Below are 26,440 nucleotides of genomic sequence, written 5' to 3' on the forward strand. Positions count from 1 at the left end.
GCCATAGTTAGCTACCCAATGCTTCAATTGTGATTGAACCCGAGAAGTTTCCATTCGTCACTGTCAGGTTTACCTTGCTTAACACCAATGGTAACCCTTTAAGCTGCTCTCCTATCAACGCTAAGATAACGGGTGTCACATCCGTTAATGTGAGCGTCATTGTTACCTGAGTAAATACACCCTTATTCAAAAAATTGCCCAGCCTTAGATTGTTTCCTGGATAAACATCCGCTAAGCGGTCTACCAACTCCCCGATGACCTGTTTAATGGGATAAATACGATTTGGAACAGGGCGATTAGGCATCGTCAGTGTTAGTGCCACAAAGATGCCAGTGGATTTGATATTAATAACGGCTTTGTTTTGACTTGCCCATTCAAATAACTGCTCAGTCTTGCTGCCAGTCGATTGCACCAAGGCGGAGAGATTGCGATTGCTGTAATCAATGGTATAAGGCAGCCAGCCTGGCATCGTAAATAACAGTCGCACACCATCCAGAAATTTTTTCATTTCTTCATCCGGCGCCGGTGTGGCAAGCGTTGTATTGTATAGTTGATAGGGATTGGGTTCAGCCAAGAATTCAGGCATTGCTTCTCTACGCGCGGAAAGGAAGGACCAAGCCATCCAGAGCAACCCCAAAACAACAATCACCAGCATTACCTGTTTAATGGGAAATACACCGATACCATGCGCTTTCAGTACAGTATCGACGAGTTGTAATTGATATATCTTTAACAAAGGAAGCGTGGGGAATACAGGCTTGTCCAGCACAGTAAACGTTTTGACTGAGCTCGCATCAAAACTGAACTTGCCTTCTTCAGGCATCTGGCTAATGGGAACATCGCCATAGATATAAATTTCAAAATTATTCTGCTGGGTTAAAAAGATAACGAGTTCTTCCGGAATACTATCAAGCGGGAAACTGCCATCCAGATAAACACTTCCGGATTTTACAATTACCAGTATCGCTTCTGTTGTATTGGGAATCGCCTCGCAATAAATCATATCCACTGGGCGTTTAAAGTGGTGCCAAATAGATTCGCCTAGCAAATAGCCTGTGTCTGGTGAAAACGCGACTTCATACTGGTTGGAACCCTTTCGCTGCAAGGTGATGTATTCACCATAATTCTGACTCAGCAAAAGAATTTCTTTTTTGAGGGCGCTTTTGTTTTTTACCGCCAACACATCGCGATAAGACGGTATAACAAAATGTTCTCCATCTTCACGAGTGATATAAGCCATCAGGCACTAGTTCCACTCAATATGATTGGTGTAATAAGCACAATTGTCTCTCTGTTTAATTGCGCAGACGCTTTTCCGCCCATGGCTTGAGATTCCATGAATTGCATTGCATTAGCCCTGTTCCCCACCTGCCTAAACCCGGACAGTATCAAGGTATCGCCTGAGCGAATCATGCTGCGCTGATTGAAATGTTTGGATGTAATGCGTGGCAGCTGAATACCGCTTCCTGAATCAACATCGCCAAAATTTTGGAACCCGTCATTCGTTGAAAGATCAGCATTCACTTGTAAATAAACTTTATCTTTTAAAATCTTCGGTAAAATATAGAGCGTCAGTCCAGTGACAACCGTTCCGGGCGTAATTTGTGAAGTCACTGTATTACTTGCATTGACCGAGGGTGTGGTGCCGCCGCCCAGCGTTGTGTTCTGAATACTCGCTGCATAGCCTTCCGAACGTACTATGCGTACCACAGACACTTGGTTGTTCAGGCAGACGACACGAGGTTCAGAAACCAAGGAAGTCTTGCCCTGTTGGTTAAGGGCATTAAAAAGTATCTGGTAACTCGGAATTTTATTCGGATTAGGATCCTGCGTTGGGTTTAAACCGATTTGAGGCTGCGTAAGTGAACCTGACAGCGTCTGTGACAGAACAATAGGCGTGCCATAATTCGCGTTGAAAACGAAAGGTGATTTATTAAAGGCTCTAGAAATCAAAGCCCAGTCAATGCCGAAGTTGTAATTACTCTGCAAATCAATTTCTAATACTTGAACTTTAACGAGAACCTGTTTGGAAAGATTATGATTCAGGTTATAAATATACTGGCCAATTAATTCGACATTTGTCGGCCTGTCGCGCACCGTTACGGATGTGGTGGATTCTGACACCATCACTTTCCCCTCAGGAGACAAGAGCTGGCGAATGGTGCTATCTAGGTCCTTCCAAATCGATAAAGTCCCTTTCAGATTGCTATATTCTGAATCCGAGTAGTCCGAGCTGACATAATTTGAGACCTGGCCACCACCTGTTCCACCCGCAGCCGGCCCTCCAGTTGCGGCACCTGTTCCGCCGCTGCTTTTACCCATCAGATAATCTGTGCCGCCAGGCATAAAAGCGATATCAAATGTTTTAGTAACAAATGACTGCCAATAGATGAGGCTGCCTCGTACGCTATAGACATAACCCGTTTTGGTAGCAAGCAAATCTAGCGCGCCTTTGATCGTGCCGGAGTAATTCATCGTAACGTTAACAGCCGGATCAAGCCCTGTCTGATACTTGGTTAACACATTGCTGCCCGCACCGCTTGCAATGGTACGGCTATAGTATGAAAAGGGCAGTTGATCGCCGCGGATAACAATACGGTTTCGGAGCCACAGTGGATCTCGCGCAATGCTCACGGGCGTGGTATCAACATACAAACCCTTTTTGACTAAAAGAGAAGGCTGAGGTTTTGCCATCGCATCGGATCGATGCCTGGCTTCAGATGTTTTCAATGTGATGTCCGCCACATTTCCTTCGGTTTGATTGTAAACAGGCGAATTACAGGCAGACAGCATAAACACTGTTGTGAGAAGCAAGACAATCCAATTCTTTAGCATTATTCTCTTCCTATGCTCGATATCTTGTTCTTGTTGTGATCATAATGGTACGGTTAGACATATACATTACAGCCTGCAGGGGAAAAGGCTGTAATAACTTTTCAATGACATTTGGCAAACTGGAACCTGTGACCCTACCATCAAAGTTATAGTCATAGGGCGATTTCCAGATTACTTTCCAGTGATACCGGCTCATAATACGTTCAAGATTTTCCTTGAGCGAACCACTGATGCTGACGGCATAAACGGGAGCAGGCTGCCCAAGACTCGCGTACTGATTGGGGAAAGCTTCACCGCTATAGGAAGAGGGCACAAAAGCTGTTTTTGGCTGTGACCCTGCTTGAAAGAAAGGGTCGCGAGGAACAGCGGATTCAGGTCTTTCAACTTGCCACCCGGCGGTGGCGCATAACGGTATGGCAAAAAGAAACGCGCTAATAAGTAATCCATGAATGTTCATGATACGGCATCTCATCCTTATTTCCCTTACCTTCATGCCAAGATATCTGCAATAGTTTTAGTAATCAAGTATAAGAGATTTATAAAAAATGTGTAAGCGGTTTTTCAATTTGACCAAACATGGAAACCGGAACCTGAACTTTCATTGTTAATGGCACAACGTGTCACTGCAATAATGGTTCCCTCCAGCTGCCCCCATGGACTTGTGGTAGGTGTCACAGCACCACGTTCAGTGATGGTTGAAAGACAAACTCGCCAATACTTATTATTATCTTGTATGGTAGTTCCTGTATCGTCAGCAACACAAACAGCCGACGTCTGTGAACCATCACAGCTCGCCGGTCCGCCTGAAGCCGTTGCCGTAGCAGGGTCTTTTGCATTTGCAGCAAAGCTGCTGATGGGATAAACCGCTACCTCACACTGACTGGTATCGTCATTAGTGCAACCCGCTTGGCCTTGATTCGTGGGCGCGTCATTAACGCCACTTACACCCGCAGGGGCTACCATAATTTCTGCCGTCATGGGAATGCCGTTTTGGTCTACAGGGCAAGTAGGCACGGGCACGCAAGCACCGTTATGATAAATGCCTGCAAAGTTAATAGCAGAAGCATTATTGAGGTTTTGTCCCGGAATATTCACACTCGCAACAACGTTACACGTCAAATCCGTTGCGCCAGGCTGACAAGTTCCATCATTGTCAGGCGGCGTACCAGTGGTATCGGAAGTAACATAACTTAATGGCAATTTACCAGCGATGGTATTCGCCACCGCAGCAGCCTGACCCGAAGCGGTTGCATAAGTAATAGGTGTATAAACATAAAATAAAGAAGACGGCGTAGTAGGAGCGGGCGCCACTTCATAAGGAAGACCCCAGGGACTCACAATATTCAAATTCGACGGTAAAAAAGACCCGCAACCCGTTGTTGTATCCGGTGGATCCGTTTGCAGACAGGCTAGATCCGCTGGCCAATGCCCATTCGCAACATAATAGGCAAGCGCCGCGTTCAGAATTTGCTGCATCTGGGTACTTGCGCGGTCGATACGCATGGCAAGTGTGCGCTGTTCAATAAAATTAACCCCCATGACAATAATCATACTGACGATCACCATCACGAGCAGTATTTCAATCAGGGTAAAACCGGTCATCTTTCTATATGCTTTCATATTTCACCCATCAACTACCGCAGTAAATATATTGTGGTTGACCGCCGGGTATATTTCCTTCATTGGGCGGCGTAATCAAATAAACCATCGGATAGGTTTGATACATCTGTGTAAACTGTTGCACAGTTGGGTTCTGAAGCCAATAGTCTGTTTGCAGGTCAGGGGAAGCAAATGAAGGCAGGCGCTCCCATACGACATAACTGCCGCTACCCGGAAACCCCTGACAGGGCGCAACGGTCTGGGTTCCAGCATCATAATCTGACAGGCAATCGCCATTTAATAAACGCAGATATTGATCCGTGGTATCCGGGTCGTTTAGCTTGACTGCGACCTGCGCACGCCAGATCACGATCGTACCCATTTGTTTTTTGCTGGTACAGTTTGTGTCATAAGGGGTATTCACGCTTACATTCCCGTTTGTTGTCTCACAAACATAGCGATCTAAAATGGATTCATTAAATTGAGCCACATAACCGCCCAAATTACCATCCGAATAATCTACCAACGGATTGAGCGGCAGACCGGTCGGCAGATTACTGATTAAAAAACGCTTATCTATTAAGTCAGTTTGTATGTTAACCGGAAAAGGATTGGTTACATCAGGATGATTAGGATTGAGTGTGCCCGGTTCAATTTGTCCCGGTGGATTATATGCTGTACCAGCGTTGTCAGGATCGACACGGCCATAGCAGTTTACTTTGTAATACCTCGCCATAGCCTGAAAGATGGTATCTACGTTATATTTCAGTTGCTGTACATCCGCATCTACTCTATAACTCTGAAACTGCCTGATGGTAATAAGAAGGAGACTCGCGCCAATCACTAAAACCAGAAGCACTTCAAATACGGTAATACCTCTATTTCGACGCCAGTCATTTGCGATCACTCAATGCTCACCTCTTTTTGCACCCCTTCATTTGAAAACGCTATTTATCTGTGTTTTCTTTTTTTATCACGCAGTGCCCATGGACATACCTGTGAGATAAATTCCCTGGATGATAATGATAATAAGCACCGCACCCACAGCAAGCAGTGCGCCGCCAACAATGCGCGATATCAATTTTAATGTGGCTGTAGCCTGTTCTGTCCCTCTCACACCCATACGCACCAGCCCATGTTCAAATCCTTTGACTTCAGCCATCACGCGTAACCGCATCAAATCCTGATTCTCAATGAGTCCTGTATCCAGCACATCACCAATATTGGTTTTACCCATACCGAGCAGATGCTCTATCATCACCAGATGGGAATTGAGGTAGGGATTCGCCTGGTATTGCATGACTTTGATAGCGGATTTAAACACAACGCCGTTTGCAACAAGCAAACCCAGCGTTTCCAGCATACGTGACGAGACAAACCGTTTATAAAAAGAAAAAGGCGGAATCTTATCAAGGGTAGGCCTGAGTTCGCCGGTATAATTAATCATAAGCCACCGTAAAATGACAACCACCACTACGACAGCCAGAATGACCAGCCACCACCAGCTTTGAATAACGTTCGCCACCGTCACCAGCCGCCTACCAGACTCCGGCCACATTTCAATCGGTTTGATCGCACGAAACTGCACAAAAACGGATTCATTCAAATACACAATGACGGCGCAAGCAATGAAAAGCACAATCAACGGATAAGTCACAGCGCCCACAAATGCACCCATCGCTACACCGCGCTGTGAGAGCATGTTGATCGCTGATTTGATCGTTTGCGCAAGCGCACCGCCCGCTTCACCTACGCGAATAATTTCTACCACATTCATGGAAAACCATTCCTTCATGCCATCCGCAAGCGGCTGGCCTTGGGCGATTTTTTCTGAGAGTGACACCGCGACTTCATGTCTCAAGCCATGTGTCACTTGCGCCATCATGTCGACAGCACGATTTGCGGGAATACCATCATTGATCAGCGTGTACAAGTCTTCTAGAAAAGCGAGTTGGGCCTTATTGCCAAACTGCCATCGTTTGAAGGCTAAGGTAACTTTACTGCCTATATTTTTCAATTCATCAAATGATAGTTCCATACGCTTCCGCTCTATACGTATTTAAATATTCTAGATTGCGTTGCCGGATTAATCGGCCCTACTACTTTTTCCGCGTCGAAAGGATCACACAAGCCGGACTGAATCAAATCAATCGCCCGATCACGAAAATCCATCCATCCGTTTTCTTTCAGATATTTCTCCCAGTTTAGCGTATCGCATTTCTGAATAAATTGCCTGCCTTCTTCATCCACCCAGATCACTTCCGCAACGACAATTCGTCCACCAACGCCAGAACGATTACATTCCGCGCAGCCATTCCCTCTGGCTTTTGCCCGATCAATGATTTCTTTGCCTAACACAGCTTCCCAATCAGCGAGGTAAGGCAAATGCTTGGGAGAACTGCGTAATGGTACAGCGCAGCCAGGACAAACTTTTGCAATCAAACGTTGACACATCAGGCAACGAAGCACACTACTATCGCTTAATAAGACGGGTGATATACCCATGTCTACCAACCGGGTCACAATCGCCGTAGCGCGGTTAGTATGTAATGTGGTAAGAACCAAGTGACCAGTGATGGATGCACGCACCATGACGTGTGCGGTATCTTCATCACGCATTTCACCGAGGATGATCACATCAGGGTCCATACGCAAGGCAGCGCGTCCCATGCTAGCAAAGCTGCGATCTTCTTTTTCAGTATTAACGGGCACCTGCGTTGCTGCTTCTACTACCTTTTCAACAGGGTCTTCAATGGAATAAAGTTTCTGTGCAGGCTCAACCATTTCCATACAACTCGCCAGCGTGGTTGTTTTACCGGATCCTGTTGGGCCTGCGACAATGATGGCACCAAACGGTAGTTTCATTGCCATCTTGATAATATCAATCTGTTTTTGTGTATAACCTAATTCGTCAAGCGATTTGCTGCGTTCTTCGCCGGTGGCAAGAATACGCATGACCATATCGAATCCGCCATGCGCAGGAACGCTTGCTAAACGCAAACGAATGTCCTTGCCCTGTATTTTGAGCGGCATGGATGCGTCTTGTGGCACAAGCGGATTAAAATGTGAAGTAGCATGGTCCGTTTCCTTATTAAAGGCAACCGAAGCAATTTCACGTCCTAACCGTTCAGACCATTCTGCATACACGCGCAATTCACCATGCTGACGCATGCGGATTTTGGTGTAGGTTTGACGGACTTGAATGTGAATGTCACTGACATGCTGCATAACGGCTTCATAAACCAGGTCGCGCAAATGCCGTTGCTGATCACTGAACGAAACGTTGGTTTCACCCTTATGTTTTTTGGCAAAGTCTTCTTCTGATCCGCTCGCCAGTAGAAGGCTTAATAACGCAGGCGTTGCCGCATAAACTTGGCCAGGATGTATTCCCTTGCTTAACAGCAAGGATTTACAATTTTGTACGGTACGGGAAGTAGGCTCAGAAGATAAAATAGTCGCGCTTTTTAAAACAACGATATTCGCCTGCTCCTTGCACCAAGCAAGCATTTCATCCATGACCTTGTCTTTAGTATCCAAATCCGAAGGGCTGGTAATGACTTTTGTTCTAGTTGCTTGCGCATATTGCTCAAGCAAATTTGCATGGGTCCGCTGCCCTTCCCCTGGCGGTAAAATGACTTCAGCCATACTTAACCTCGCAATACAATTGCGTTAATAAAAATAAAACGCACTTAATAGAAAAAGTCTATCTTTATTATAGAACTTTTTATGGGTTAAGATGGCCAAAGTAAAATAATATTCGTCCCTTCAGCCAGCTAGACATCCAGATTAATGACTTCTAAGGCATTGGATTCAATGAATTGTCGTCTGGGCTCCACTTCGTCACCCATGAGAGTGGTGAATATTTGATCCGCCGCGACAGCGTCTTCCACTTTTACCTGCAAGAGGCAGCGTCTTTCAGGATCCATGGTCGTCTCCCAGAGTTGATCCGGGTTCATTTCACCAAGACCTTTATAACGTTGAATAGATTGGCCTTTTTTGGCTTCATTAATGAGCCAGTTCATTGCTTGGCCAAAGGTTTCAACCGGCTGTTTTTTGTCATCGCGCTGTATATAAGCCGAAGGAGTGATGAGCTGATTTAATCTATGGCCTGATTCCGTTAACTTGCGGTAATCCGGAGATAAAAATAAATCTTTATTAATCAATATACTATTGGTAACACCGTGGCTGGTAGTCTTAAGTTTAGGCAGCCACCAGTGTCGTTCAGTTTCTTCAACGAGCTCAATCTCAAAGTAAGTCGTCGCGGATTGGCGACTGTTGAGCTTTTCCTGAAGCTGTTTGATGAGTTTTTCCATTTCCCCTCGCTGGGCAAGCAGTGTTTCACTCAGATAGGGTGCATACATCAGCGCCTCTATAAACTCTCGGGGATAACGCTTTGAAAGGCGACTCACAATCGCCATCATGGCATGATATTCATTCACCAGCGCTTTCAACTCCGCATCCGTCAACAAGGAACCTTCTCCGGGATAAAAAGAAGTGCCATCAAGAGCCATTTGAAGAAGCAGATCTTCGAGCGCTTTCTCATCTTTTACATATCGCTCCTGTTTATTTCTCTTTACCTTGAATAAGGGCGGCTGGGCAATATAAATATATCCCTTTTCGATCAATTCTGGCATTTGACGGTAAAAAAAGGTCAGCAATAAAGTGCGGATATGGGAACCATCCACGTCAGCATCTGTCATGATAATAATGCTGTGGTAACGAACCTTTTCCGGCGCATATTCATCACGACCAATTCCGCAGCCTAAAGCCGTGATCAAGGTGGCCACCTCAGCTGATGAGAGCATTTTATCAAAGCGGGCTTTTTCTACGTTCAGGATTTTTCCTTTCAATGGCAGCACTGCCTGTGTTTTGCGATCTCGTGCCTGTTTGGCAGAACCGCCTGCCGAGTCGCCTTCCACAATAAAGAGTTCGGATTTTGCAGGATCTTCTTCCTGACAGTCAGCTAATTTTCCGGGTAGACCCGCTACATCCAGCGCGCTTTTACGGCGCGTCAATTCTCTGGCCTTACGTGCAGCCTCGCGCGCACGCGCTGCGTCTATAACTTTTGAGACAATACTTTTGGCATCTTGAGGGCTTTCCATCAAAAAATCTTGAAATTTTTCATTCATTAACGATTCAACAATGGATTTGATTTCCGAGGAAACCAGCTTGTCTTTTGTTTGAGAGGAAAATTTAGGATTGGGCATTTTGACAGAAAGAACTGCCGTTAAGCCTTCACGCAAATCATCACCTGAAGTCGCTACCTTTTCTTTTTTAGCGTAACCCTCTTTTTCAATATAGTTATTTAATACCCTGGTTAGTGCGCTGCGAAAACCTGCCACATGTGTACCGCCATCTTTTTGCGGGATATTATTGGTATAGCAGAAGAGTTTTTCCTGATAAGTGTCGTTCCATTGCAGCGCAACTTCTACGGTAACATGGTCTTTTTCAGCACTGAAATAAAAGATCTTGGGATGAATAGCCGTTTTATTGCGATTTAAATCTTCTACAAACCCCTTCAACCCGCCATGATATTCAAAAAAATCATTTTTATCGGTTCGTTCATCAGTTAAATGGATGCGAATGGTATTATTCAGAAATGCTAACTCGCGCAGCCGTTTGGCCAATATTTCATAATGAAACTGAATATTCTTGAATATTTCTGCACTGGGCTTAAATCGAATTTCAGTACCTCGCTCCGTTGTCTCGCCTACCATCGCTAAAGGGGCAGCAGGCACGCCCAAGTGATAATATTGCTCATAAACCTTGCCATTCATGCGAATAACCAGGTGTAATTCTTCTGATAAGGCATTGACAACGGAAACACCTACCCCGTGTAACCCGCCAGAAATTTTATAAGAATCATTATCGAACTTTCCGCCTGAGTGAAGAACTGTCATGATCACTTCAGCTGCTGAACGCCCCTCTTCCGGATGAATATCCACAGGAATGCCCCGGCCATTATCTTTTACTGAGACAGATTCATCGGCATGGATCGTTACCCAAATGGTATTGCAATGCCCAGCCAGCGCTTCATCTATCGAATTATCGACTAATTCGAATACCATATGGTGTAGTCCAGTACCATCTTCTGTGTCACCAATGTACATACCTGGACGCTTGCGTACCGCATCAAGGCCTTTAAGGACTTTAATTTTAGAAGAATCGTAGCTTTCAGCTGTGTTCATGGTCACCTTTAAGCACTCCTAACTATATTCTATGCCCGCTATATGAGGCTTCATTCTATTCGAACGCGGCTATGGCGGGACTCGTTACATTCCCATGTTCCACGTGAAACACTTTCACCGGTATATTCGGTTTGTCATTGATAAAATGACAAATTGCTTCGCTTTCGATTGCCGTAATGAAAACCTGGGTTTGCTGGCTGGACAAGAGTGAAATCAGTTTCGCTCTGCTGAGCATATCCAATTCAGAAGGCAAGTCATCCACGAGATAAATCAACCCTCTTTTTGTATGCTTCTCTAATAGCATTCCCTGGGCGAGTATCATAGCACAAATCAGCAATTTTTGCTGTCCTCTTGATAGAAAATGTTTCACTGAAACAGCGTTTATTTGAATATCAAGATCGGCACGATGCGGGCCGAATTGGGTATAACCAAAGCGGTATTCATCAGGGTAGCTATTTGCTAAAACAGAGGCATAATCTTGGTTTTCATCCCACCCGGACTGATAGCAGATAGCAAGTTCCGTGATACCCAATAACTGATGCGCAAGCTCATTCAGCAAGGGTGTCAGTAAGCGCACATATTCGCGGCGCAAGCTATCCAGCTCCAGGCCATGCCTGATCAGTTCCTCTGTCCAACCATCCAGTTCTCTTTTTGGCCACTTGTCCTTTAATGCAGCATTTCGCTGTTTGAGTGCCCGTTCAAAATGCCGCCAGCAATGCAAAAAACGCTCAGAGTGGTAAAACAATCCCCAATCCAAATATTTTCTTCTATACACTGGTCCAGATTCAAACAGATGGTGGGATTGAGAGTTAATTAAACGTAATGGTAAAAAAGAAGCAAGCTCGGTAATACTAGTCGCATCCTGCTCTGCAATTCGCAGCCTGGAAGCACCATTGGTACACCGCTCAGCCCCGACCGGAATCTGTCTTCCATCACTAACTATTTGAGCAAACAAGGAAAATTGGCTTGCTGCCTGCCGAATAAGGCGGGCAGCCGTGGCACTTCGAAACGAGCGTCCTAAACCCAAATAATAAATGGCTTCCAACAAACTGGTTTTGCCGCTGCCATTCTGGCCACAAATTATGTTTAAACCATGCTGGCCGGGCTGCAAACTAACCGTCGCTAAGTTTCTAAAATCTGTTATGTGTAATGAAGAAATCGGCATGAAAATGATATATTCCTCTATTCAAAGTATAGCCGGGTACGCCTCATTATTCTTCTTATTGTTAAAATAATAAAGTTATAGCGCTTTGTAAGGATTAAAGAAACAAGGGTTCAGCCGCTGAAGCTATGTAATGCCTTAATGCTTATCCTACAACAGTGCGATAGGCAACGGAGAGAAATGGAGTTTCAAGAGACGTTATTCCCTCAGGATTTGGCCATTTTTGACAAATGATGCTGATTCTACAGAATGGCTGTCCTCCTGAGCACAGCGAAGGATCTTCTTGCGCATTTGGAGATCCTTGCTCAGGATGGCAGTTTTGTGAACCGCTTTTCAAAAATGGTCAAAGTCCGGATTCCGCATGACTGCGGGGAAGACATGTGCGCAATAAAAAGGTAGCCATGCGGGCTCTAAATGCAGCATAGCTACCCTTCATGGATGCCTATAGCCGCATAGGCATCACAACATAAAGGCTCTGATCCCCTTCCATCGGTTCTATTAAAACACCATTATTGGGATCCGTAAAAGCGCAGCGAATGCTTTTTGCTGATATGGAAGACATCACGTCCAAGAGGTAAGCAACATTAAAGCCAATTTCCATGTTACCGCCCTCATAAGCCAGAGAAACGGCTTCTTCTGCCTGTTCATGATCCGAGTTGTTGGCTGTGATACGTAGTTTATTAGGCTCAAACTGAAAACGTACACCGCGGAATTTTTCATTCGAGAGGATGGAAGCTCGCGTCAATGCCTGCTTAATGGCTTCACGATCACCTACCGCTACGGTTGTGCCACGCGGAATCAGACGATTATAGTCAGGATATTGCGCATTAATTAGCTTTGAGGTGAAAATATAATCTGAAGTAACCACGCGAAAACGGCTGTCGCCAATGTGAATGGCAGCATCCTGATCATCATCATTGCCCAGCAGGCGTATCAGTTCCAGCACACTTTTACGTGGCAAAATCACACGTGCTTCAACTTGACCAATAGTTTCATCCTCGATTGTGGTTAAAGCGAGCCGATGACCGTCTGCTGCTACGCACTTGACCGTATTCGTTCCAATATCGAGAAAAGCGCCATTTAAATAGTGGCGCACATCTTGCTGGCCCATGGCAAAATAAGTTTTAGTGAGCAAATTCTTGAGATGATTCTGTTTAATCGTAAAGTGGGTCGGGTAGACACTATCTTCCAGACTGGGAAAATCCTGCGCTGGCAGCGTATTTAGCATAAAGCAGCTTTCACCTGCACGGACCACCAGGTAGTTTTTTTCCAGGGTTAAACGCAGCAATACCGCTTCAGGCAGCGTGCGGCAAATATCAAATAATTTTCGAGCCGAAACCGTAGCGACACCTTCCGCCATCAGGGATTCAATGGGTACAAAGCCAATCAGTTCAATTTCAAGGTCGGTGCCAGTCAAACACAACTTGCCATCCTTGATGGTCAACAATACATTCGAAAGAATAGGCAGGGTCTGTTTTTTTTCGACAACACCACTCACGGCCTGCAGCGGTTTTAAAAGCGCTTCGCGTTGAACAGTAATATCCATAAGTTTTCTCTCTTATGTGGTTAGTATTCTAAGCAAATTGGTATAGTCTTCTTCAATATCTGCATCGGATTGCCTTAATTCGGTAATCATACGGCAAGCATGCAGAACCGTAGTATGATCCCTGCCTCCAAACGCATCCCCAATCTCGGGCAAACTATGGTTTGTCAACTCTTTAGCCAGCGCCATGGCAATCTGGCGCGGTCGGGCCACAGAACGGTTACGGCGCTTCGATAATAAATCCGCCACTTTAATTTTGTAATATTCAGCAACCGTACGCTGGATATTTTCAATCGTCACTAACTTATCCTGCAAAGCCAGCAAATCGCGCAGCGCTTCTTTCACGAATTCCAGCGTGATAGCCTTGCCCGTAAAATGGGCATTGGCAATAATGCGCTTTAAAGCTCCTTCCAGCTCACGTACGTTGGACCGAATACGCTTTGCAACAAAAAAAGCGACTTCGTAAGGAAGATCAATATTCGTCTGCTCCGCTTTGCTCATTAAAATAGCAACGCGTGTTTCAAGTTCGGGCGGTTCAACTGCGACAGTCAATCCCCACCCAAAACGCGATTTCAAGCGTTCTTCTACGCCGTTAATTTCTTTAGGATAGCGGTCGCAGGTCAAAATCACTTGTTGCTGGCTTTCCAGCAGTGCGTTAAAAGTGTGGAAAAATTCTTCTTGAGAGCGGTCTTTACCGGCAAAAAACTGGATATCGTCAATCAGCAGCGCATCCACATTGCGATAATAGCGCTTAAATTCATTCATGGCATTCGTTTGTAATGCCTTTACCATATCCGCCACAAAACGTTCTGAGTGAAGATAAAGCACTTTGGCACGCGCATTGTTCCGTATAATCTGGTTTCCGATTGCATGCATCAGATGGGTTTTGCCCAATCCTACGCCGCCATAAAGAAAGAGGGGGTTGTAAGCGCCCGCCGGATTTTCTGCAACTTGCAGACATGCTGCTTTGGCCAGCTGGTTCGATTTACCTTCCACAAAATTATCAAACGTAAAATTGGGATTCAGATTGCTTTGGTAAATTGTAGTATCGGTATAGGTAAATGCGCCCTTATTGGCAAGCGTTTGCGTTTGTGCGGCCTTAAATGCAGGCTGCTCGGGCGATTTGTGGCCATCAGCGCGTTTGCTGCCTATCTCAAGCAGCACTGCAGGTGGTTGGCTTTCACTAAATTGATTGATTAACTCATTAATTCGCGGCAAAAAGCGCTCAACAATCCAATCCAGGACAAACCGATTCGGCGCAAGGAGTACTAATTTGCCGTCCGCATATTCCGCTTGCAGAGGACGGATCCATGTGTTGAATTGCTGAGAAGGAAACTCACTCTCTAATGAATTCAAACATTTTTCCCAAAGCGACACACTCACTCGTGCGACTCTCCATTTTATCGTTTTTAGTGGACCAGCATAACTACACTATCTGGGCATACAAAACAAGGTGCGGTTATTCTTGCAGCCAGCCAGAATAACCGCGTAGGGATTGAAAATCTGCGAAAATAGTGATTTAAACTTCGCTTCTCTTAAAAAAGAATCCCAGGTATAAGGCAACGAGCGCAATAACAAGGTGCAGAATATTATCTGCTGTATTGAATTGCATCATGATGAAACTCAAATCCCCGTTCCGGGCAAACCCAATGATGGTGACAATAGCGTAAATAATGCCGAAAACCTGAAAATATAACCGGGAGTATTTATGACTCGTTGCAGCCATAATGGCGATAACGCCGCTTATAATATGTACAAGATTGTGCATGGCATTAACTTGAAAATAGCCAAGCAGAAACCCATCCGGTGCCAACGAAGGCAGAAAACCGGCAACGCCTGCAAAAATAAATGCGATACCAAAGATAACAGCAATAATCCTTAACATAAAGACCTCCCTGTGGTTTTTAGCCATCCAATTATAACGTAATTCTGTTGACACGCTACTCTAAAAAAGGATACGCATTCTTAAAATACACATTATAAAGAAGCCTGTTATTTAAATTAGCAATTTAATCCATTTTGAAAATTACGTAACCTTGTGCGCTCCAGAAATTCATATTATGCTCACGTAAAAATTTGCTTATCCAGCGGGTAAATCATGGCTGATAATAAACCACTCATTCTTGTCGATGGCTCCTCCTATTTATATCGCGCATTTCATGCACTCCCTGCGCTCACAAACTCAAAAGGTTTTCCTACCGGCGCAGTGTACGGAATGATCAATATGCTCAAGCGGCTCATTGCCGATTATCAGCCTGAAAACATGGCAGTCGTATTTGATGCAAAAGGAAAAACCTTTCGCGATGAAATATACAAAGAATACAAGGCAACCCGGCAGGAAATGCCCGGAGAATTAGTCGTACAAATTGAGCCCATTCATCGAATTATCACCGCCATGGGCATTCCCCTGATTATGGTGGAGGGCGTAGAAGCTGATGACGTCATTGGCACCCTTGCAGCACAAGCTGCACAGGCTGGGGTACCAACACTTATTTCCACCGGCGACAAAGACCTGGCACAACTGGTTAATGACCATATCACACTGATTAATACCATGACAAACACCACGCTGGATCCAAAGGGAGTGCAGGAAAAATTCGGTGTCCCGCCAGAACGTATAATTGATTATTTAACACTGGTAGGCGATACCTCCGATAATATTCCTGGCGTCCCCCAGGTGGGGCCTAAAACGGCAGCGAAATGGCTTCAAATATATGGATCGCTCGCTAACATTGTTGCAAACGCTGAAAAAATCAGTGGTAAAGTCGGTGACAATTTACGGCAGTCCCTTTCCCAACTGCCGCTTACCCAATCCCTCGTCACCATCAAAATGGATGTCGATTTGCCACTCAGTTTTGCTGATTTAAAAATAAAACCGGCTGACAAATCAGTCCTGATCGATTGTTATAAAGAAATGGAATTTAAAAACTGGTTATCTGAGTTATTGGAGGAACGGAAGGAAAATAACACGGATAAATATAAAAACTACCGCATTATTACAGATGAAAACGCCTTCAATGATTTACTTAAGCAGATCGATCAAGCGCATGAAATCGCTTTCGACACTGAAACAACCAGTCTTGATTATATGAACGCACAATTAGTCGGCCTTTCAATTGCATTTGCCCCTGGCACCGCTTTTTATGTTCCCTTTGGGCATGATTATCCCGGCGCACCCAGACAATTGACAAAAGAACAGGTATTGGGGCAGTTAAAACCCTTGCTTGAAAATCCGCGCATTAAAAAAATCGGCCAGAATCTCAAATATGATATAGAAGTATTAGCCAATGCCGGTATTCAGCTGCAAGGTGCAGCCTATGACACCATGATTGAATCATACGTGCTCGATAGCGCCAGCAATAGCCATAGCATGGATATGCTGGCACTCAAGTACCTGGGTTGGCGTACCATTACGTTTGAAGACATCGCAGGCAAAGGAAGCAAGCAGCTTTGTTTCAACCAGATTGATGTCCAACAGGCGGGCATTTATGCCGCGGAAGACGCCGATGTCACACTTCAGCTGCATCACAAATTATGGCCTCGCATCGCTCAAGAGCCAGGCTTGAAACATATTTTTACTGACATTGAAATGCCGCTCATTCCCGTGCTCGCCGCCATGGAATGTCATGGCGTACTGATTGATCCACAAAAGCTGGAGAAGCAGGGTAAAGAGTTAAAAGCGCGTTTGGCAGAACTCGAAGAAGAAGCTTTTATACTGGCCGGCCAACCTTTTAACCTCAACTCGCCCAAACAACTACAAGAAATTTTATTTGAGCGGCTCAAATTGCCTATTTTACAAAAAACACCCACCGGGCAGGCGTCAACCGCCGATGGTGTTTTGCAGGAATTAGCTCTGGATTTCACTATCGCGCGCACCATTATCGAATACCGGAGCCTGAGTAAGCTTATTTCTACTTACACAAGCCGGCTTATTGAGCAGATCCATCCCAAAACACATCGCATTCATACATCCTATAATCAAACGGGCACAGCGACCGGAAGGCTTTCTTCTTCTGAGCCCAATTTACAGAATATTCCCATACGCACTTCCGAAGGCCGGCGCATTCGTCAGGCTTTTATCGCGCCAGAAGGATACCAACTTATCAGCGCCGACTACTCACAGATTGAACTAAGACTGATGGCGCATATCTCAGAAGATGCAGGGCTATTACACGCATTTAGCCAAAACCTCGATATCCACCAAGCAACCGCAGCAGAAGTTTGGGGCGTGCCGCTTGATCAGGTGACCCAGGAAATGCGCCGTAATGCCAAGGCCATTAATTTTGGACTCATTTACGGCATGTCTGCATTTGGTCTGACCCGCCAGCTTGGCATTGATCGCAAAGCAGCACAGGATTATATAGATCGCTATTTCGCCCGTTATCCCGGCGTTAGAGCCTACATGGATAACACGCGCAAACTGGCCAAAGAAAAGGGCTATGTGCAAACACTCTGGGGCCGCCGGCTTTATTTGCCTGATATTAATGCGAGCCAGATACCGCGGCAAAAAGCTGCTGAACGCACCGCTATTAACGCACCCTTGCAGGGCAGCGCAGCTGACATTATCAAGCTGGCCATGATCCGGATCGATCGGTGGCTGCAGCAAGAAAACATCGATGCCAGAATGATTATGCAAGTACATGACGAGCTGGTTTTCGAAGCAGCAACAGATAGCCTGCCTCAAATGATGGAAGGTATTCGACACCACATGAGCGAAGTGGTTCAATTGCGCGTGCCGCTGCTTGTATCCATCGGCACAGGCGATAACTGGGATGCAGCATCTGCTCATTGAGGCTTGCGTCTCGCATCATGAAATGCCTTTTAATAAAATGAATGGCATGGGATTGTCCAAAATGAATAACTATTCGATAATGTACGAACTACGTGAGCCGGTTTTTCTTGGGCAAAGGCAAACCAACTGACTGAAAGGAATAGATGTACAATAGTCTCTAAAAGCAACAACAGAAGGATAAGCGTATGGACACCATGTTACCTTCACAACCCGAATCATACAGGCCGCTCATCAACCGCAGCTTCAGGCTTTATCGGGCCAGTTTTTCCAAAGTCATCTGGCCGGCGTTGATATTATCCATTGTTATATTCATTCCCAGGCTCATTTCTGTTATCGTTGGCCAGGATATTCTTGCAACGCTGCCGGCTTTTAGTCCTTACCGCTTATGGCAAATCTTAATTAATCTTGTCGCACTCATGCTTTTTATCGCCATCATGTGGCACATGTATTGCGAAGCACGCGGTTTGCACGAACCATTAGTGGAAGATATTGGAAAAGGGATCAGGAAAGCCGTATCAGTGTTCATTGCCACCATCATCCAAAGCGCCATTCTCTTCGGGATTGCCGCGATTATGCTGGGCATACAAATCCTGCTTCATCAATATAATTTACTTTTTGCAAATAATTGGGTGGGTATTATCGCAACTAGCATCGCCTTCATTGGGCAGTTTGTATTGTTATTATATGTCTCTGTGTTATTTATTTTTCTAGTTCCGCTTATTGCAATTGAAGACAAAGGAATACTCGTTGCGCTTGAGCGCAGTGTTTTGCTTGCATGGAACCATTGGTGGCGGGTTTTTTCAGTTCAGCTGACACCCTGGATTTCTTATATCATTCTGCTTTTCCTCATCCGCTTTGGGCTTGGCATCAACATTCATATTTTTTTCTTGCAGGATGTGCCGCATACCATTTGGACTTCGTTATTGCATCTTCTGATTTTTGCCCTCTTTATTCCTTGGGTCGCTGCGTTATTGCTAGTGCAGATAAAAGATCTTGAATTGAGGCACGAATTGGCCCGACATGAACAAAAAGCCTGATACCGCGCCCAAGATCCTCATTGGATTTGATTTCGGCATGAAACGAATCGGTGTCGCCATCGGACAAACCATCACGCAAACTGCGCGTCCACTGGATACCATTCAATCCAAAGAGGGTGAACCTAACTGGGACGCAATTACACATCTCATCAAAAAGTGGCTGCCTGATGCGCTGGTGGTGGGTATTCCACTTAACATGGATGGCACAGATCAAGCTATCACACATCATGCACGGGCATTCGCAAATAAGCTGCATGACCGCTTTAAGCTGCCTGTCTATGAAATGGATGAGCGGCTGACGACTAAAGATGCAAGAGAGCGATTATTTATTCAGGGTGGTTATAAGGCACTTCAAGGTGGACAAGTAGACCGTGTCGCTGCACAATTAATCCTTCAAAACTGGTTTGCAGAAAAACTAAAATAGCTAAAAACAATAATGGATAATTTTATGTCCTCACGACTACTTTATTTCCTCGGCTTTGTAATTATTTGCTTTTTGCTGGCGACAGGATTTTATTTGCAATATGTGGACGGGATTATGCCTTGCCCGTTATGCATGCTGCAGCGCTTTTGCTTTGCGGGCTTGGGCATTCTGTTCTTCATCGGCTTCTTCGTACATGCCAAACCCCTCGCGCGCTACACCATTGATGCTCTCTCCGTTTTAGTTTCACTGCTCGGTATTCTGCTAGCAGGCCGGCAAATCTGGCTGCAGCACTTTTCTACTGCCGAGAACAGTGAATGCGGTGTCAGCCTTCAATATATGGTCCAAGCGCTGCCATTGCATGAAGTTATGCAGAAAATTATTGCAGGCAGCGCTGAATGTACCCAGCGGGGATGGGAATTTTTATATCTCGACATGGCTGAATGGTCGTTAATCTGGTTTATATTTTTTCTACTGCTGTCACTTTACCTGCTGCTAAAAAAGGTAAAATAAAACAGCGCGGTTAGACGTTTCCTTTAAAAAGACCGAGGGACACCGGTACGCTTTTCATTACCAGGACAATGGCGAGAATGGTTCCTGCAACAAGAGCAAAACGTCCCAGAAAAAGCCCTGTCTGCAGCCATTTTTGCAACTTGTACCGCAACGATAGTGGTTTAGGCTCCGCATTACGATAATGGAACCAGTCCTTGCTGTAATAAATTAAAATTTCCGCATCCTTGCTAATCGGCTTAGTGGCATGAAAACAAAGCAATCCGTTTTCTTCATCAAAAATGACCTTTGCATTAGGCTGATCCGAATGGTTATAAAGAGCACCGTTACCAAGCGGCAAGATTCTGTTTTCATCAATACAAAATGCGTAATCAATTAATGCATCCTTTACCTTAGGGAGCAGCAAATACCGGCATTCTTCAATAATCTCATCCGGTTGAATATCCCGGCTGGCAAAAACTCCATAGCCATGAATGAGCAATTTTTTAACATTCGTCTTATTTTGAATCAATGGCATCTCTGATGCGCCTAACAGCATAGTCTACTAATCCTTAGCATGAAAATAAGTTCTACGATAAAATAGATATATTAACTTTTGGTATGTCCATTATCATGCTAAAAAAATACATTGCCTGTCTATGCTCATTTTTCTTGCTGTTTTCCATGACAGCAGCAAGTTATGCAGAGCCGGATGACGGCGTTGGGCAAACCATTCAAATTTATACTCGTTTTCATACCTTCGTGGGGAGACCTTCATGGCTGCTTGTCATCCGCGATGTGGACCACAATCAAAATATACCTTATCTGTTTGACATCGAAAGGGGCACGAATTTCTGGCTCGCCTTTACGCGAGGTAGAAATTACCTCATTACAATATCGAATCTTCAATTTGCGCCCTATAAAGGAATGCCTTATTACAACACAAGAAAGATTAATAACTTTTGTCATTTAGAAAGTAATGGCAGGATTATCCGCGGCGAATCACTTTACATCACGATTAAAGGTAATTTAACGCCTAACACCAACACCTTCACCTGTTATGTCTCACGCTATGCAGACTCCAATTTTACCATCGCATCGCCAAAGGCTGCGGAGTAAGTCTGTGACAATATTGTTTCAAGCTTGCCGATATGCGCGGCTATTTTTGACGCCATTATTCCGTAACACTCGTTTTTCAAGGAGAATTTATGCTATTAAACACCATTCTTGATGCGATAGGAAAGACACCTATCGTTCGCTTTAATCAAATCGGCCGGGATTTGCCATGCGAGTTATACGGAAAATGTGAATTTTTAAATCCAGGCGGCTCCGTCAAAGACAGGATCGCGCTGAAAATGATTGAAGAAGCGGAAAAGGTTGGACGAATCAAACCAGGCGACACCTTAATTGAAGCAACGTCAGGAAATACGGGAATTGGATTTGCCCTAGTAGGGGCGGTGAAAGGATATAAAGTCATTATCACCATGCCGGCCAAAATGAGCCGCGAAAAAGAAGTCGTGCTGGAAGCGCTTGGCGCAAAAATATATCGAACGCCAACGGAAGCAAAATGGAGCGATCCAGATAGCCATCTTTCGTTGGCAAAACGTTTGCAAAAAGAAATCCCTAACTCGCATATTCTGGATCAATACACAAATCCCGATAATCCCGCCGCACATTATGCATTCACGGCGCAAGAAATTTTGGATGACATGGGACATGATTTAGCTATGGTCGTGATGGGTGTAGGAACTGGCGGTACCATCACGGGCGTCGCAAAAAAATTGAAAGAGAAAATACCTGGTATAAAAATTGTTGGCGCCGATCCATACGGCTCCATATTAGGCGGCGGCACAGAAGTATATCCCTATCTTGTGGAGGGAATAGGCTATGATTTTTTCCCTGAGGTCCTCGATAATCATTACGTAGATGAGTATGTCAAAGTACATGACAAAGAATCGTTCGAAACGGCACGACGCCTCATTCGTGAAGAAGGCCTGCTCATTGGCGGATCTTCCGGCACTGCCGTATGGGCCGCATTGCAAGCCGCAAAACAGCTAAAAAAAGGGCAAAAATGTCTTGTGCTTTTGCCGGACAGCATACGTAATTACTTGTCAAAATTTGTTGATGACCATTGGATGCAAGAACATGGGTTGCTTGCAGAAAATGAAAAACAAGAACGGGTGTAACATGAAAAAAAATAAACACAACATTGCTACGCGTGCCATACATGCAGGACAACATCCAGATCCTACAACAGGTGCAATCATGACACCCATTTATGCGACATCCACTTATGTGCAGCAAAGCCCCGGAAAGCATAAAGGATATGAATATTCACGCACTAAAAATCCAACACGCGATGCATATGAACAATGTGTTGCGAGTCTCGAATCAGGAAAGAGAGGGTTTGCTTTCGCATCCGGCATGGCAGGAATAGCAACGATTCTGGAAATATTAAAACCCGGCGATCACGTCATCGTCTGCGACGATGTATACGGGGGAACGTATCGCCTCTTCGAAAAAGTACGCAAGCGCTCCGCCGGGTTGAATGTTTCTTTTGTGGATCTTACGCAGGTGGAAAATATTGAAAAAGCTATCCGCGCTGAAACGCGTATGATTTGGATTGAAACCCCCACGAATCCCATGCTGAAACTGATGGACTTGGAACGCATCGCTACGATCGCAAAAAAACATGGGCTCATTTCCGTCGTTGATAACACTTTTGCAACGCCCGTCATTCAACGTCCACTTGAATATGGTTGTGATATAATCGTGCATTCGGCAACAAAATATTTAAACGGTCATTCAGATATGATCGGCGGAGTCGTAGTCACAGGAGATAATGCAGAACTCGCGGAACAGATTGCGTTCTTGCAAAATTCAGTGGGTGCAATTGCAGGGCCTTTTGACAGCTTTCTTGCCATGCGCGGCTTGAAAACATTGATTGTACGCATGGAGCGACACTGCGAAAATGCACTGGAACTGGCACTGTGGCTGGAAAAACAGCCTAAAATTTCACATGTCATTTACCCTGGCTTGGCTAGTCATCCACAGCATAATCTGGCAAAAAAACAAATGCGCTATTTTGGCGGCATGATTTCTGTTGAATTAAAAGGCAGCTTAAAGGAAACCATCGCCTTTTTGGAACATTGCGAAATATTCGCCCTGGCAGAAAGTCTGGGTGGCGTAGAAAGCCTGATTGAACATCCTGCCATCATGACACATGCAAGTCTGCCAGCAGAACAGCGCCATTCGCTAGGTATAAAAGATAATTTTATCCGGCTATCCGTGGGAATAGAGTCCATTGATGACTTAAAACAGGACCTCGAACAAGCTCTCGATTTTATATGAGGAACACACTATGGATGTACGTCAAAATGAACAACGATTTAAAATGATTATACAATATGCCTATAGTGAAATACCCAAAATTGTGCTTGATTATCTAAATCAAAAATTACCTGACCAGCGCTTTTTTCCCATGTACTGTAGCAAAGCGAATATGCTTCTTAATCAGCTCGGTCTTATTAACGGAAAAAATATAACCTATCAGCAAAAAGTGGAAATGCTGGAGCCTCTGCTGCGCGAGTACGTTATCAATAAAATAGGCGGGGCTCATTTGCAAACTGCATTGGGTGATATCTATCAAGTTGTCAACAGCACCAAGTCTCTCAATTCAACAAATTTTTATCAAACTCCCAACTCTTCGATAAATAAAACTTAAATAAATGTAAAACTGGTAACATCAACGATACAGGAATTAAATTACAATTAATTTACCTCTATACATTCCCATCTGGCAGGTAAAATCTATTTGGCCTGGTTGTTGCGGCGGAATGACAATTTCTACTTTTTCATTGACGGGTAACGAATAAGATATATTCAATTGTAAAAAGGAAACAGTTTCTGCACACGGTGTTGCGTCTTTTCTTATAAAGTGCAGCTTGACTGCTTTACCGGCTGGAATCTGAATATGAGATGGTTCATAAATCCCATCTTTAACTAGCACAGGAATAGGTTTGTCTGCTTCCCCTCGCTTTGCTTTGGGCTTGCTGCCAAAAAACCATACAATGACAAAAATAATCAGCAAAACCGCCGCGCTATTAACGATAATAATATCCATGCTCATTTACTCCGTGGGCGGATTTTTAAAAAACGTAAACGATTTGCGTTAAGCACCACCGTCAATGACGAAAGTGCCATGGCAGCACCCGCCATCATCGGATTCAATAACACGCCGATGAAAGGGTAAAGAACACCCGCAGCAATAGGAATGCCCAGCACATTATATATAAAAGCACCAAACAGATTTTGTTTAATATTCCTAACGGTTGCGCGTGATACTTTGATTGCGTCTGCAACACCATGCAATGATTCGCCCATCAATATTAAATCCGCGCTCTCAATCGCAACATCAGTGCCATCGCCAATCGCAAAACCGACGTCTGACTGTGCAAGCGCCGGCGCGTCGTTGATCCCATCACCTACCATGCCGACTACCTGACTTTTTTCCTGCAAAGAGGCTATTTTTTCAGATTTTTCGGTTGGCAATACTTCCGCGATGACTTCATCAATGCCAACTTGCTGCGCCACATAGCGCGCAGCTGTTGTCTGGTCACCGCTTAACATTACTGTTTTCAAACCCATCGCATGCAACCGTGCAATCACATCACCTGCTTCTGGTTTAATGGTGTCTGCTACAGCAATGATACCCGCCAACTTGCCGTCAACCGCCAGATACATCACTGTTTTCCCCTGTGAAGACAGATTTTCTACCTGGGAAACCAGCTCGGAAAGTGAAACGGATTGCTGGTCCATGAGCTTCCGATTACCCAGCAAGACCTGCTTATTATTAATGGTTCCGCCAATACCATGGCCAGGAAACGCCTTGAATGCGACAGCGGGGTACAACTTAAGCGACTGTGTTTTTGCCGCAGATAAAATAGCTTCTGCCAGTGAATGCTCTGATCCTTGTTCGAGGCTCGCAGCAAAAATTAACAATTCTTTCTCGTCCCACGGCGGCAGCGCAAGGATTTTATTAACGCTCGGTTTACCCGCCGTAATCGTACCTGTTTTATCGAAGACAATCGTTGTCATTTGCCGCGTTTTTTGCAATGCATCGCCGTTACGGATCAGGATACCCATCTCTGCTGCCTTGCCTACACCCGCCATGACAGCAAGCGGCGAGGCAAGTCCGAGCGCACAGGGACAGGCGATAAGCAGCACTGTCGCTGCCGTCACACACATGAATGCAAGCTTGGGAGCAGGACCAAAGTCATACCATGCGGTCGCAGTCAAAATAGCGATAATCACGACTGCGGGGACAAAAAATGAAGCAATGATATCAGCGAGCCTGGCAAGCCTTGGCTTGGTGCTCTGCGCACGATTCACCATTTCAATAATGCGGGAAAGAACTGTATCACTACCAATTCCGGTTGCACGAAAAAGAAAAGTACCCGTTTTATTCAGTGTGCCGCCCACCACTTTATCATCTACCGATTTCTCAACGGGAATCGGCTCACCGGTCAGCATGGATTGATCAATGCTGGAGTGCCCTTCTGTAATGACACCATCGACAGGAATTTTCTCGCCCGGCCGCATGCGAATCAAATCACCTACCACTACCTCTTGCAAATCAACATCAATCTCTTCACCGTCACGAACCACACGCGCTCTTTTAGGGCGTAAATTCAGCAACTTCTGTATCGTTTCTTTTGTTTTACCGCGCGTGCGCATTTCCAATGCGGCCCCAAACTTGATAAAACCGACAATAATCAATGCTGATTCGAAATAGACTTCACGGGTACCTTCAGGCAAAAGCGCGGGGAAAAAAGTGACTGCCATTGAAAAAAACCATGCAACACCTGTTCCCATCGCAATCAGGGTATCCATATTGGCAACATGTGCTGTGAAAGCTTTCCAGGCGGCGAGATAAATATCGCCCGCAGCATAAATGAGAATAAAAAAAGAAATAACGCCAGCCACACCCCAAAATAACTGACCGGAAGACGAGGCAATGGTGGGGATGCCAGGTAAATAACTTAACACCATCAAGATGATACCCACCGCACCTGACACAATCGCTTGATTACGTAAATGCTGGTATTGCTGCTGCTCTATCTCGACGTCTTGAAATTCATCTTGTGATGTTTTTAATTCTTTTGCCTGATAGCCAACATCCACTACTGCCTGGATTAACGCCTCAATATCTGTCGTGCCTTCTACGACAGCGGTTCGACTCGCAAAATTGATATTGACACTTTTGACACCAGGGACGGCACGCAAGGCATTCTCGATTGTTTTTACACATCCGGCACAGGAAATATCGGCTATTTTTAATCTGTATTCCTGCGCTTTTTTCTCTGTTTGCATAC

The 26,440-nt window shown here is 45.0% G+C and carries 23 protein-coding genes; 8 read left to right on the top strand and 15 right to left on the bottom strand.

All coding sequences use genetic code 11. From position 1 onward, the window contains the following. Positions 1–7: 7 nt before the first annotated feature. From AQUSIP_RS09675 to AQUSIP_RS09730, 12 genes are all read right to left on the bottom strand, one after another. Positions 8–1,240 (bottom strand): hypothetical protein, encoded by a 1,233-nt coding sequence (locus AQUSIP_RS09675; protein WP_114833827.1) that lies wholly within the window; start codon positions 1,238–1,240, stop codon positions 8–10. After that, on the bottom strand, positions 1,240–2,835 hold the full coding sequence (locus AQUSIP_RS09680) for a type II secretion system protein GspD (RefSeq protein ID WP_114833828.1): 1,596 nt from the start codon (positions 2,833–2,835) through the stop codon (positions 1,240–1,242). Before AQUSIP_RS09680 ends, AQUSIP_RS09675 begins: the two co-directional genes overlap by 1 nt. Positions 2,836–2,845: 10 nt before the next feature. Then, positions 2,846–3,307 (bottom strand): TcpQ domain-containing protein, encoded by a 462-nt coding sequence (locus AQUSIP_RS09685; RefSeq protein WP_147277464.1) that lies wholly within the window; start codon positions 3,305–3,307, stop codon positions 2,846–2,848. Between the two features lie 89 nt (positions 3,308–3,396). After that, entirely contained in the window at positions 3,397–4,455 is a 1,059-nt protein-coding gene (locus AQUSIP_RS09690) for a type II secretion system protein (RefSeq protein ID WP_114833830.1), read from the bottom strand. Between the two features lie 10 nt (positions 4,456–4,465). After that, positions 4,466–5,341, bottom strand: a complete 876-nt coding sequence (locus AQUSIP_RS09695) for a type II secretion system protein (RefSeq protein WP_114833831.1) — start codon at positions 5,339–5,341, stop codon at positions 4,466–4,468. A 66-nt stretch (positions 5,342–5,407) separates the two neighbouring features. Beyond that, a complete protein-coding gene (locus AQUSIP_RS09700) occupies positions 5,408–6,472 on the bottom strand; it encodes a type II secretion system F family protein (protein WP_114833832.1) in 1,065 nt (354 codons plus the stop codon). An 11-nt stretch (positions 6,473–6,483) separates the two neighbouring features. Continuing rightward, a complete protein-coding gene (locus tag AQUSIP_RS09705) occupies positions 6,484–8,079 on the bottom strand; it encodes a GspE/PulE family protein (protein WP_114833833.1) in 1,596 nt (531 codons plus the stop codon). 128 nt (positions 8,080–8,207) lie between these two features. Continuing rightward, complete coding sequence (gene gyrB, locus AQUSIP_RS09710; protein WP_114833834.1) at positions 8,208–10,622, bottom strand: DNA topoisomerase (ATP-hydrolyzing) subunit B; 2,415 nt, start codon at positions 10,620–10,622, stop codon at positions 8,208–8,210. Positions 10,623–10,677: 55 nt separating this feature from the next. Beyond that, positions 10,678–11,787 (bottom strand): DNA replication/repair protein RecF, encoded by a 1,110-nt coding sequence (gene recF / locus AQUSIP_RS09715; protein ID WP_114833835.1) that lies wholly within the window; start codon positions 11,785–11,787, stop codon positions 10,678–10,680. Positions 11,788–12,226: 439 nt separating this feature from the next. Continuing rightward, positions 12,227–13,330 carry a DNA polymerase III subunit beta gene (gene dnaN / locus AQUSIP_RS09720; protein ID WP_114833836.1) on the bottom strand — a complete coding sequence of 368 codons (1,104 nt, stop codon included), beginning with the start codon at positions 13,328–13,330 and terminating at the stop codon, positions 12,227–12,229. Positions 13,331–13,342: 12 nt separating this feature from the next. Then, complete coding sequence (gene dnaA, locus AQUSIP_RS09725) at positions 13,343–14,710, bottom strand: chromosomal replication initiator protein DnaA (protein WP_114833837.1); 1,368 nt, start codon at positions 14,708–14,710, stop codon at positions 13,343–13,345. 136 nt (positions 14,711–14,846) lie between these two features. Continuing rightward, positions 14,847–15,212 carry a DUF4383 domain-containing protein gene (locus AQUSIP_RS09730; protein ID WP_170131751.1) on the bottom strand — a complete coding sequence of 122 codons (366 nt, stop codon included), beginning with the start codon at positions 15,210–15,212 and terminating at the stop codon, positions 14,847–14,849. Between the two features lie 213 nt (positions 15,213–15,425). Here AQUSIP_RS09730 and polA point away from each other — a divergent pair, with 213 nt between their 5' ends. The 4 genes from polA (at position 15,426) to AQUSIP_RS09750 (ending at position 20,090) form a co-directional block, all read left to right on the top strand. Next, a complete protein-coding gene (gene polA, locus AQUSIP_RS09735) occupies positions 15,426–18,119 on the top strand; it encodes a DNA polymerase I (protein WP_114833839.1) in 2,694 nt (897 codons plus the stop codon). Positions 18,120–18,304: 185 nt separating this feature from the next. Beyond that, positions 18,305–19,156: a DUF7847 domain-containing protein gene (locus tag AQUSIP_RS09740; RefSeq protein ID WP_114833840.1), complete on the top strand. Its 852-nt coding sequence runs from the start codon at positions 18,305–18,307 to the stop codon at positions 19,154–19,156. Continuing rightward, complete coding sequence (ruvX, locus tag AQUSIP_RS09745; RefSeq protein ID WP_114833841.1) at positions 19,140–19,580, top strand: Holliday junction resolvase RuvX; 441 nt, start codon at positions 19,140–19,142, stop codon at positions 19,578–19,580. The genes AQUSIP_RS09740 and ruvX overlap by 17 nt, the downstream gene beginning before the upstream one ends. A 24-nt stretch (positions 19,581–19,604) precedes the next feature. Continuing rightward, entirely contained in the window at positions 19,605–20,090 is a 486-nt protein-coding gene (locus AQUSIP_RS09750; RefSeq protein WP_170131752.1) for a disulfide bond formation protein B, read from the top strand. A gap of 10 nt (positions 20,091–20,100) precedes the next feature. Here the strand turns inward: AQUSIP_RS09750 and AQUSIP_RS09755 are convergent, their stop codons facing one another. Continuing rightward, on the bottom strand, positions 20,101–20,625 hold the full coding sequence (locus tag AQUSIP_RS09755; protein ID WP_114833843.1) for an SET domain-containing protein-lysine N-methyltransferase: 525 nt from the start codon (positions 20,623–20,625) through the stop codon (positions 20,101–20,103). A 74-nt stretch (positions 20,626–20,699) separates the two neighbouring features. Here AQUSIP_RS09755 and AQUSIP_RS09760 point away from each other — a divergent pair, with 74 nt between their 5' ends. From AQUSIP_RS09760 to AQUSIP_RS09775, 4 genes are all read left to right on the top strand, one after another. Next, entirely contained in the window at positions 20,700–21,185 is a 486-nt protein-coding gene (locus AQUSIP_RS09760) for a hypothetical protein (protein ID WP_147277466.1), read from the top strand. 89 nt (positions 21,186–21,274) lie between these two features. After that, positions 21,275–22,252 (top strand): pyridoxal-phosphate dependent enzyme, encoded by a 978-nt coding sequence (locus AQUSIP_RS09765; RefSeq protein ID WP_114833845.1) that lies wholly within the window; start codon positions 21,275–21,277, stop codon positions 22,250–22,252. A gap of 1 nt (position 22,253) precedes the next feature. Further along, the gene (locus AQUSIP_RS09770) at positions 22,254–23,417 is read left to right on the top strand and encodes a cystathionine gamma-synthase (RefSeq protein ID WP_114833846.1); all 1,164 of its coding nucleotides are present in this window, start codon (positions 22,254–22,256) and stop codon (positions 23,415–23,417) included. Between the two features lie 10 nt (positions 23,418–23,427). After that, a complete protein-coding gene (locus AQUSIP_RS09775; RefSeq protein WP_114833847.1) occupies positions 23,428–23,790 on the top strand; it encodes a hypothetical protein in 363 nt (120 codons plus the stop codon). Positions 23,791–23,826: 36 nt separating this feature from the next. Here AQUSIP_RS09775 and AQUSIP_RS09780 read toward each other — a convergent pair whose 3' ends face one another. Both AQUSIP_RS09780 and AQUSIP_RS09785 read right to left on the bottom strand, forming a co-directional pair. Then, positions 23,827–24,189, bottom strand: coding sequence for a cupredoxin domain-containing protein (locus AQUSIP_RS09780; RefSeq protein WP_170131753.1), 363 nt, complete (start codon positions 24,187–24,189; stop codon positions 23,827–23,829). A 2-nt stretch (positions 24,190–24,191) separates the two neighbouring features. Next, on the bottom strand, positions 24,192–26,438 hold the full coding sequence (locus AQUSIP_RS09785) for a heavy metal translocating P-type ATPase (RefSeq protein ID WP_114833849.1): 2,247 nt from the start codon (positions 26,436–26,438) through the stop codon (positions 24,192–24,194). Positions 26,439–26,440: the final 2 nt, after the last annotated feature.

This window comes from Aquicella lusitana, from assembly GCF_902459475.1.
GTDB classification, from domain to species: domain Bacteria; phylum Pseudomonadota; class Gammaproteobacteria; order DSM-16500; family DSM-16500; genus Aquicella; species Aquicella lusitana.

What these genes read in the sequence shown, in the direction of transcription:
- AQUSIP_RS09755 (WP_114833843.1), bottom strand. Translation starts at nt 20,625, where the DNA reads ATGCTGTTAGGCGCATCAGAGATGCCATTGATTCAAAATAAGACGAAT.
- AQUSIP_RS09700 (WP_114833832.1), bottom strand. Translation starts at nt 6,472, where the DNA reads ATGGAACTATCATTTGATGAATTGAAAAATATAGGCAGTAAAGTTACC.
- AQUSIP_RS09785 (WP_114833849.1), bottom strand. Translation starts at nt 26,438, where the DNA reads ATGCAAACAGAGAAAAAAGCGCAGGAATACAGATTAAAAATAGCCGAT.
- AQUSIP_RS09765 (WP_114833845.1), top strand. Translation starts at nt 21,275, where the DNA reads ATGCTATTAAACACCATTCTTGATGCGATAGGAAAGACACCTATCGTT.
- AQUSIP_RS09680 (WP_114833828.1), bottom strand. Translation starts at nt 2,835, where the DNA reads ATGCTAAAGAATTGGATTGTCTTGCTTCTCACAACAGTGTTTATGCTG.
- AQUSIP_RS09730 (WP_170131751.1), bottom strand. Translation starts at nt 15,212, where the DNA reads ATGTTAAGGATTATTGCTGTTATCTTTGGTATCGCATTTATTTTTGCA.
- ruvX (WP_114833841.1), top strand. Translation starts at nt 19,140, where the DNA reads ATGAACAAAAAGCCTGATACCGCGCCCAAGATCCTCATTGGATTTGAT.
- AQUSIP_RS09760 (WP_147277466.1), top strand. Translation starts at nt 20,700, where the DNA reads ATGCTAAAAAAATACATTGCCTGTCTATGCTCATTTTTCTTGCTGTTT.
- recF (WP_114833835.1), bottom strand. Translation starts at nt 11,787, where the DNA reads ATGCCGATTTCTTCATTACACATAACAGATTTTAGAAACTTAGCGACG.
- AQUSIP_RS09750 (WP_170131752.1), top strand. Translation starts at nt 19,605, where the DNA reads ATGTCCTCACGACTACTTTATTTCCTCGGCTTTGTAATTATTTGCTTT.
- AQUSIP_RS09780 (WP_170131753.1), bottom strand. Translation starts at nt 24,189, where the DNA reads ATGGATATTATTATCGTTAATAGCGCGGCGGTTTTGCTGATTATTTTT.
- AQUSIP_RS09740 (WP_114833840.1), top strand. Translation starts at nt 18,305, where the DNA reads ATGGACACCATGTTACCTTCACAACCCGAATCATACAGGCCGCTCATC.
- AQUSIP_RS09770 (WP_114833846.1), top strand. Translation starts at nt 22,254, where the DNA reads ATGAAAAAAAATAAACACAACATTGCTACGCGTGCCATACATGCAGGA.
- AQUSIP_RS09685 (WP_147277464.1), bottom strand. Translation starts at nt 3,307, where the DNA reads ATGAGATGCCGTATCATGAACATTCATGGATTACTTATTAGCGCGTTT.
- AQUSIP_RS09705 (WP_114833833.1), bottom strand. Translation starts at nt 8,079, where the DNA reads ATGGCTGAAGTCATTTTACCGCCAGGGGAAGGGCAGCGGACCCATGCA.
- gyrB (WP_114833834.1), bottom strand. Translation starts at nt 10,622, where the DNA reads ATGAACACAGCTGAAAGCTACGATTCTTCTAAAATTAAAGTCCTTAAA.
- dnaN (WP_114833836.1), bottom strand. Translation starts at nt 13,330, where the DNA reads ATGGATATTACTGTTCAACGCGAAGCGCTTTTAAAACCGCTGCAGGCC.
- AQUSIP_RS09690 (WP_114833830.1), bottom strand. Translation starts at nt 4,455, where the DNA reads ATGAAAGCATATAGAAAGATGACCGGTTTTACCCTGATTGAAATACTG.
- polA (WP_114833839.1), top strand. Translation starts at nt 15,426, where the DNA reads ATGGCTGATAATAAACCACTCATTCTTGTCGATGGCTCCTCCTATTTA.
- AQUSIP_RS09775 (WP_114833847.1), top strand. Translation starts at nt 23,428, where the DNA reads ATGGATGTACGTCAAAATGAACAACGATTTAAAATGATTATACAATAT.
- AQUSIP_RS09675 (WP_114833827.1), bottom strand. Translation starts at nt 1,240, where the DNA reads ATGGCTTATATCACTCGTGAAGATGGAGAACATTTTGTTATACCGTCT.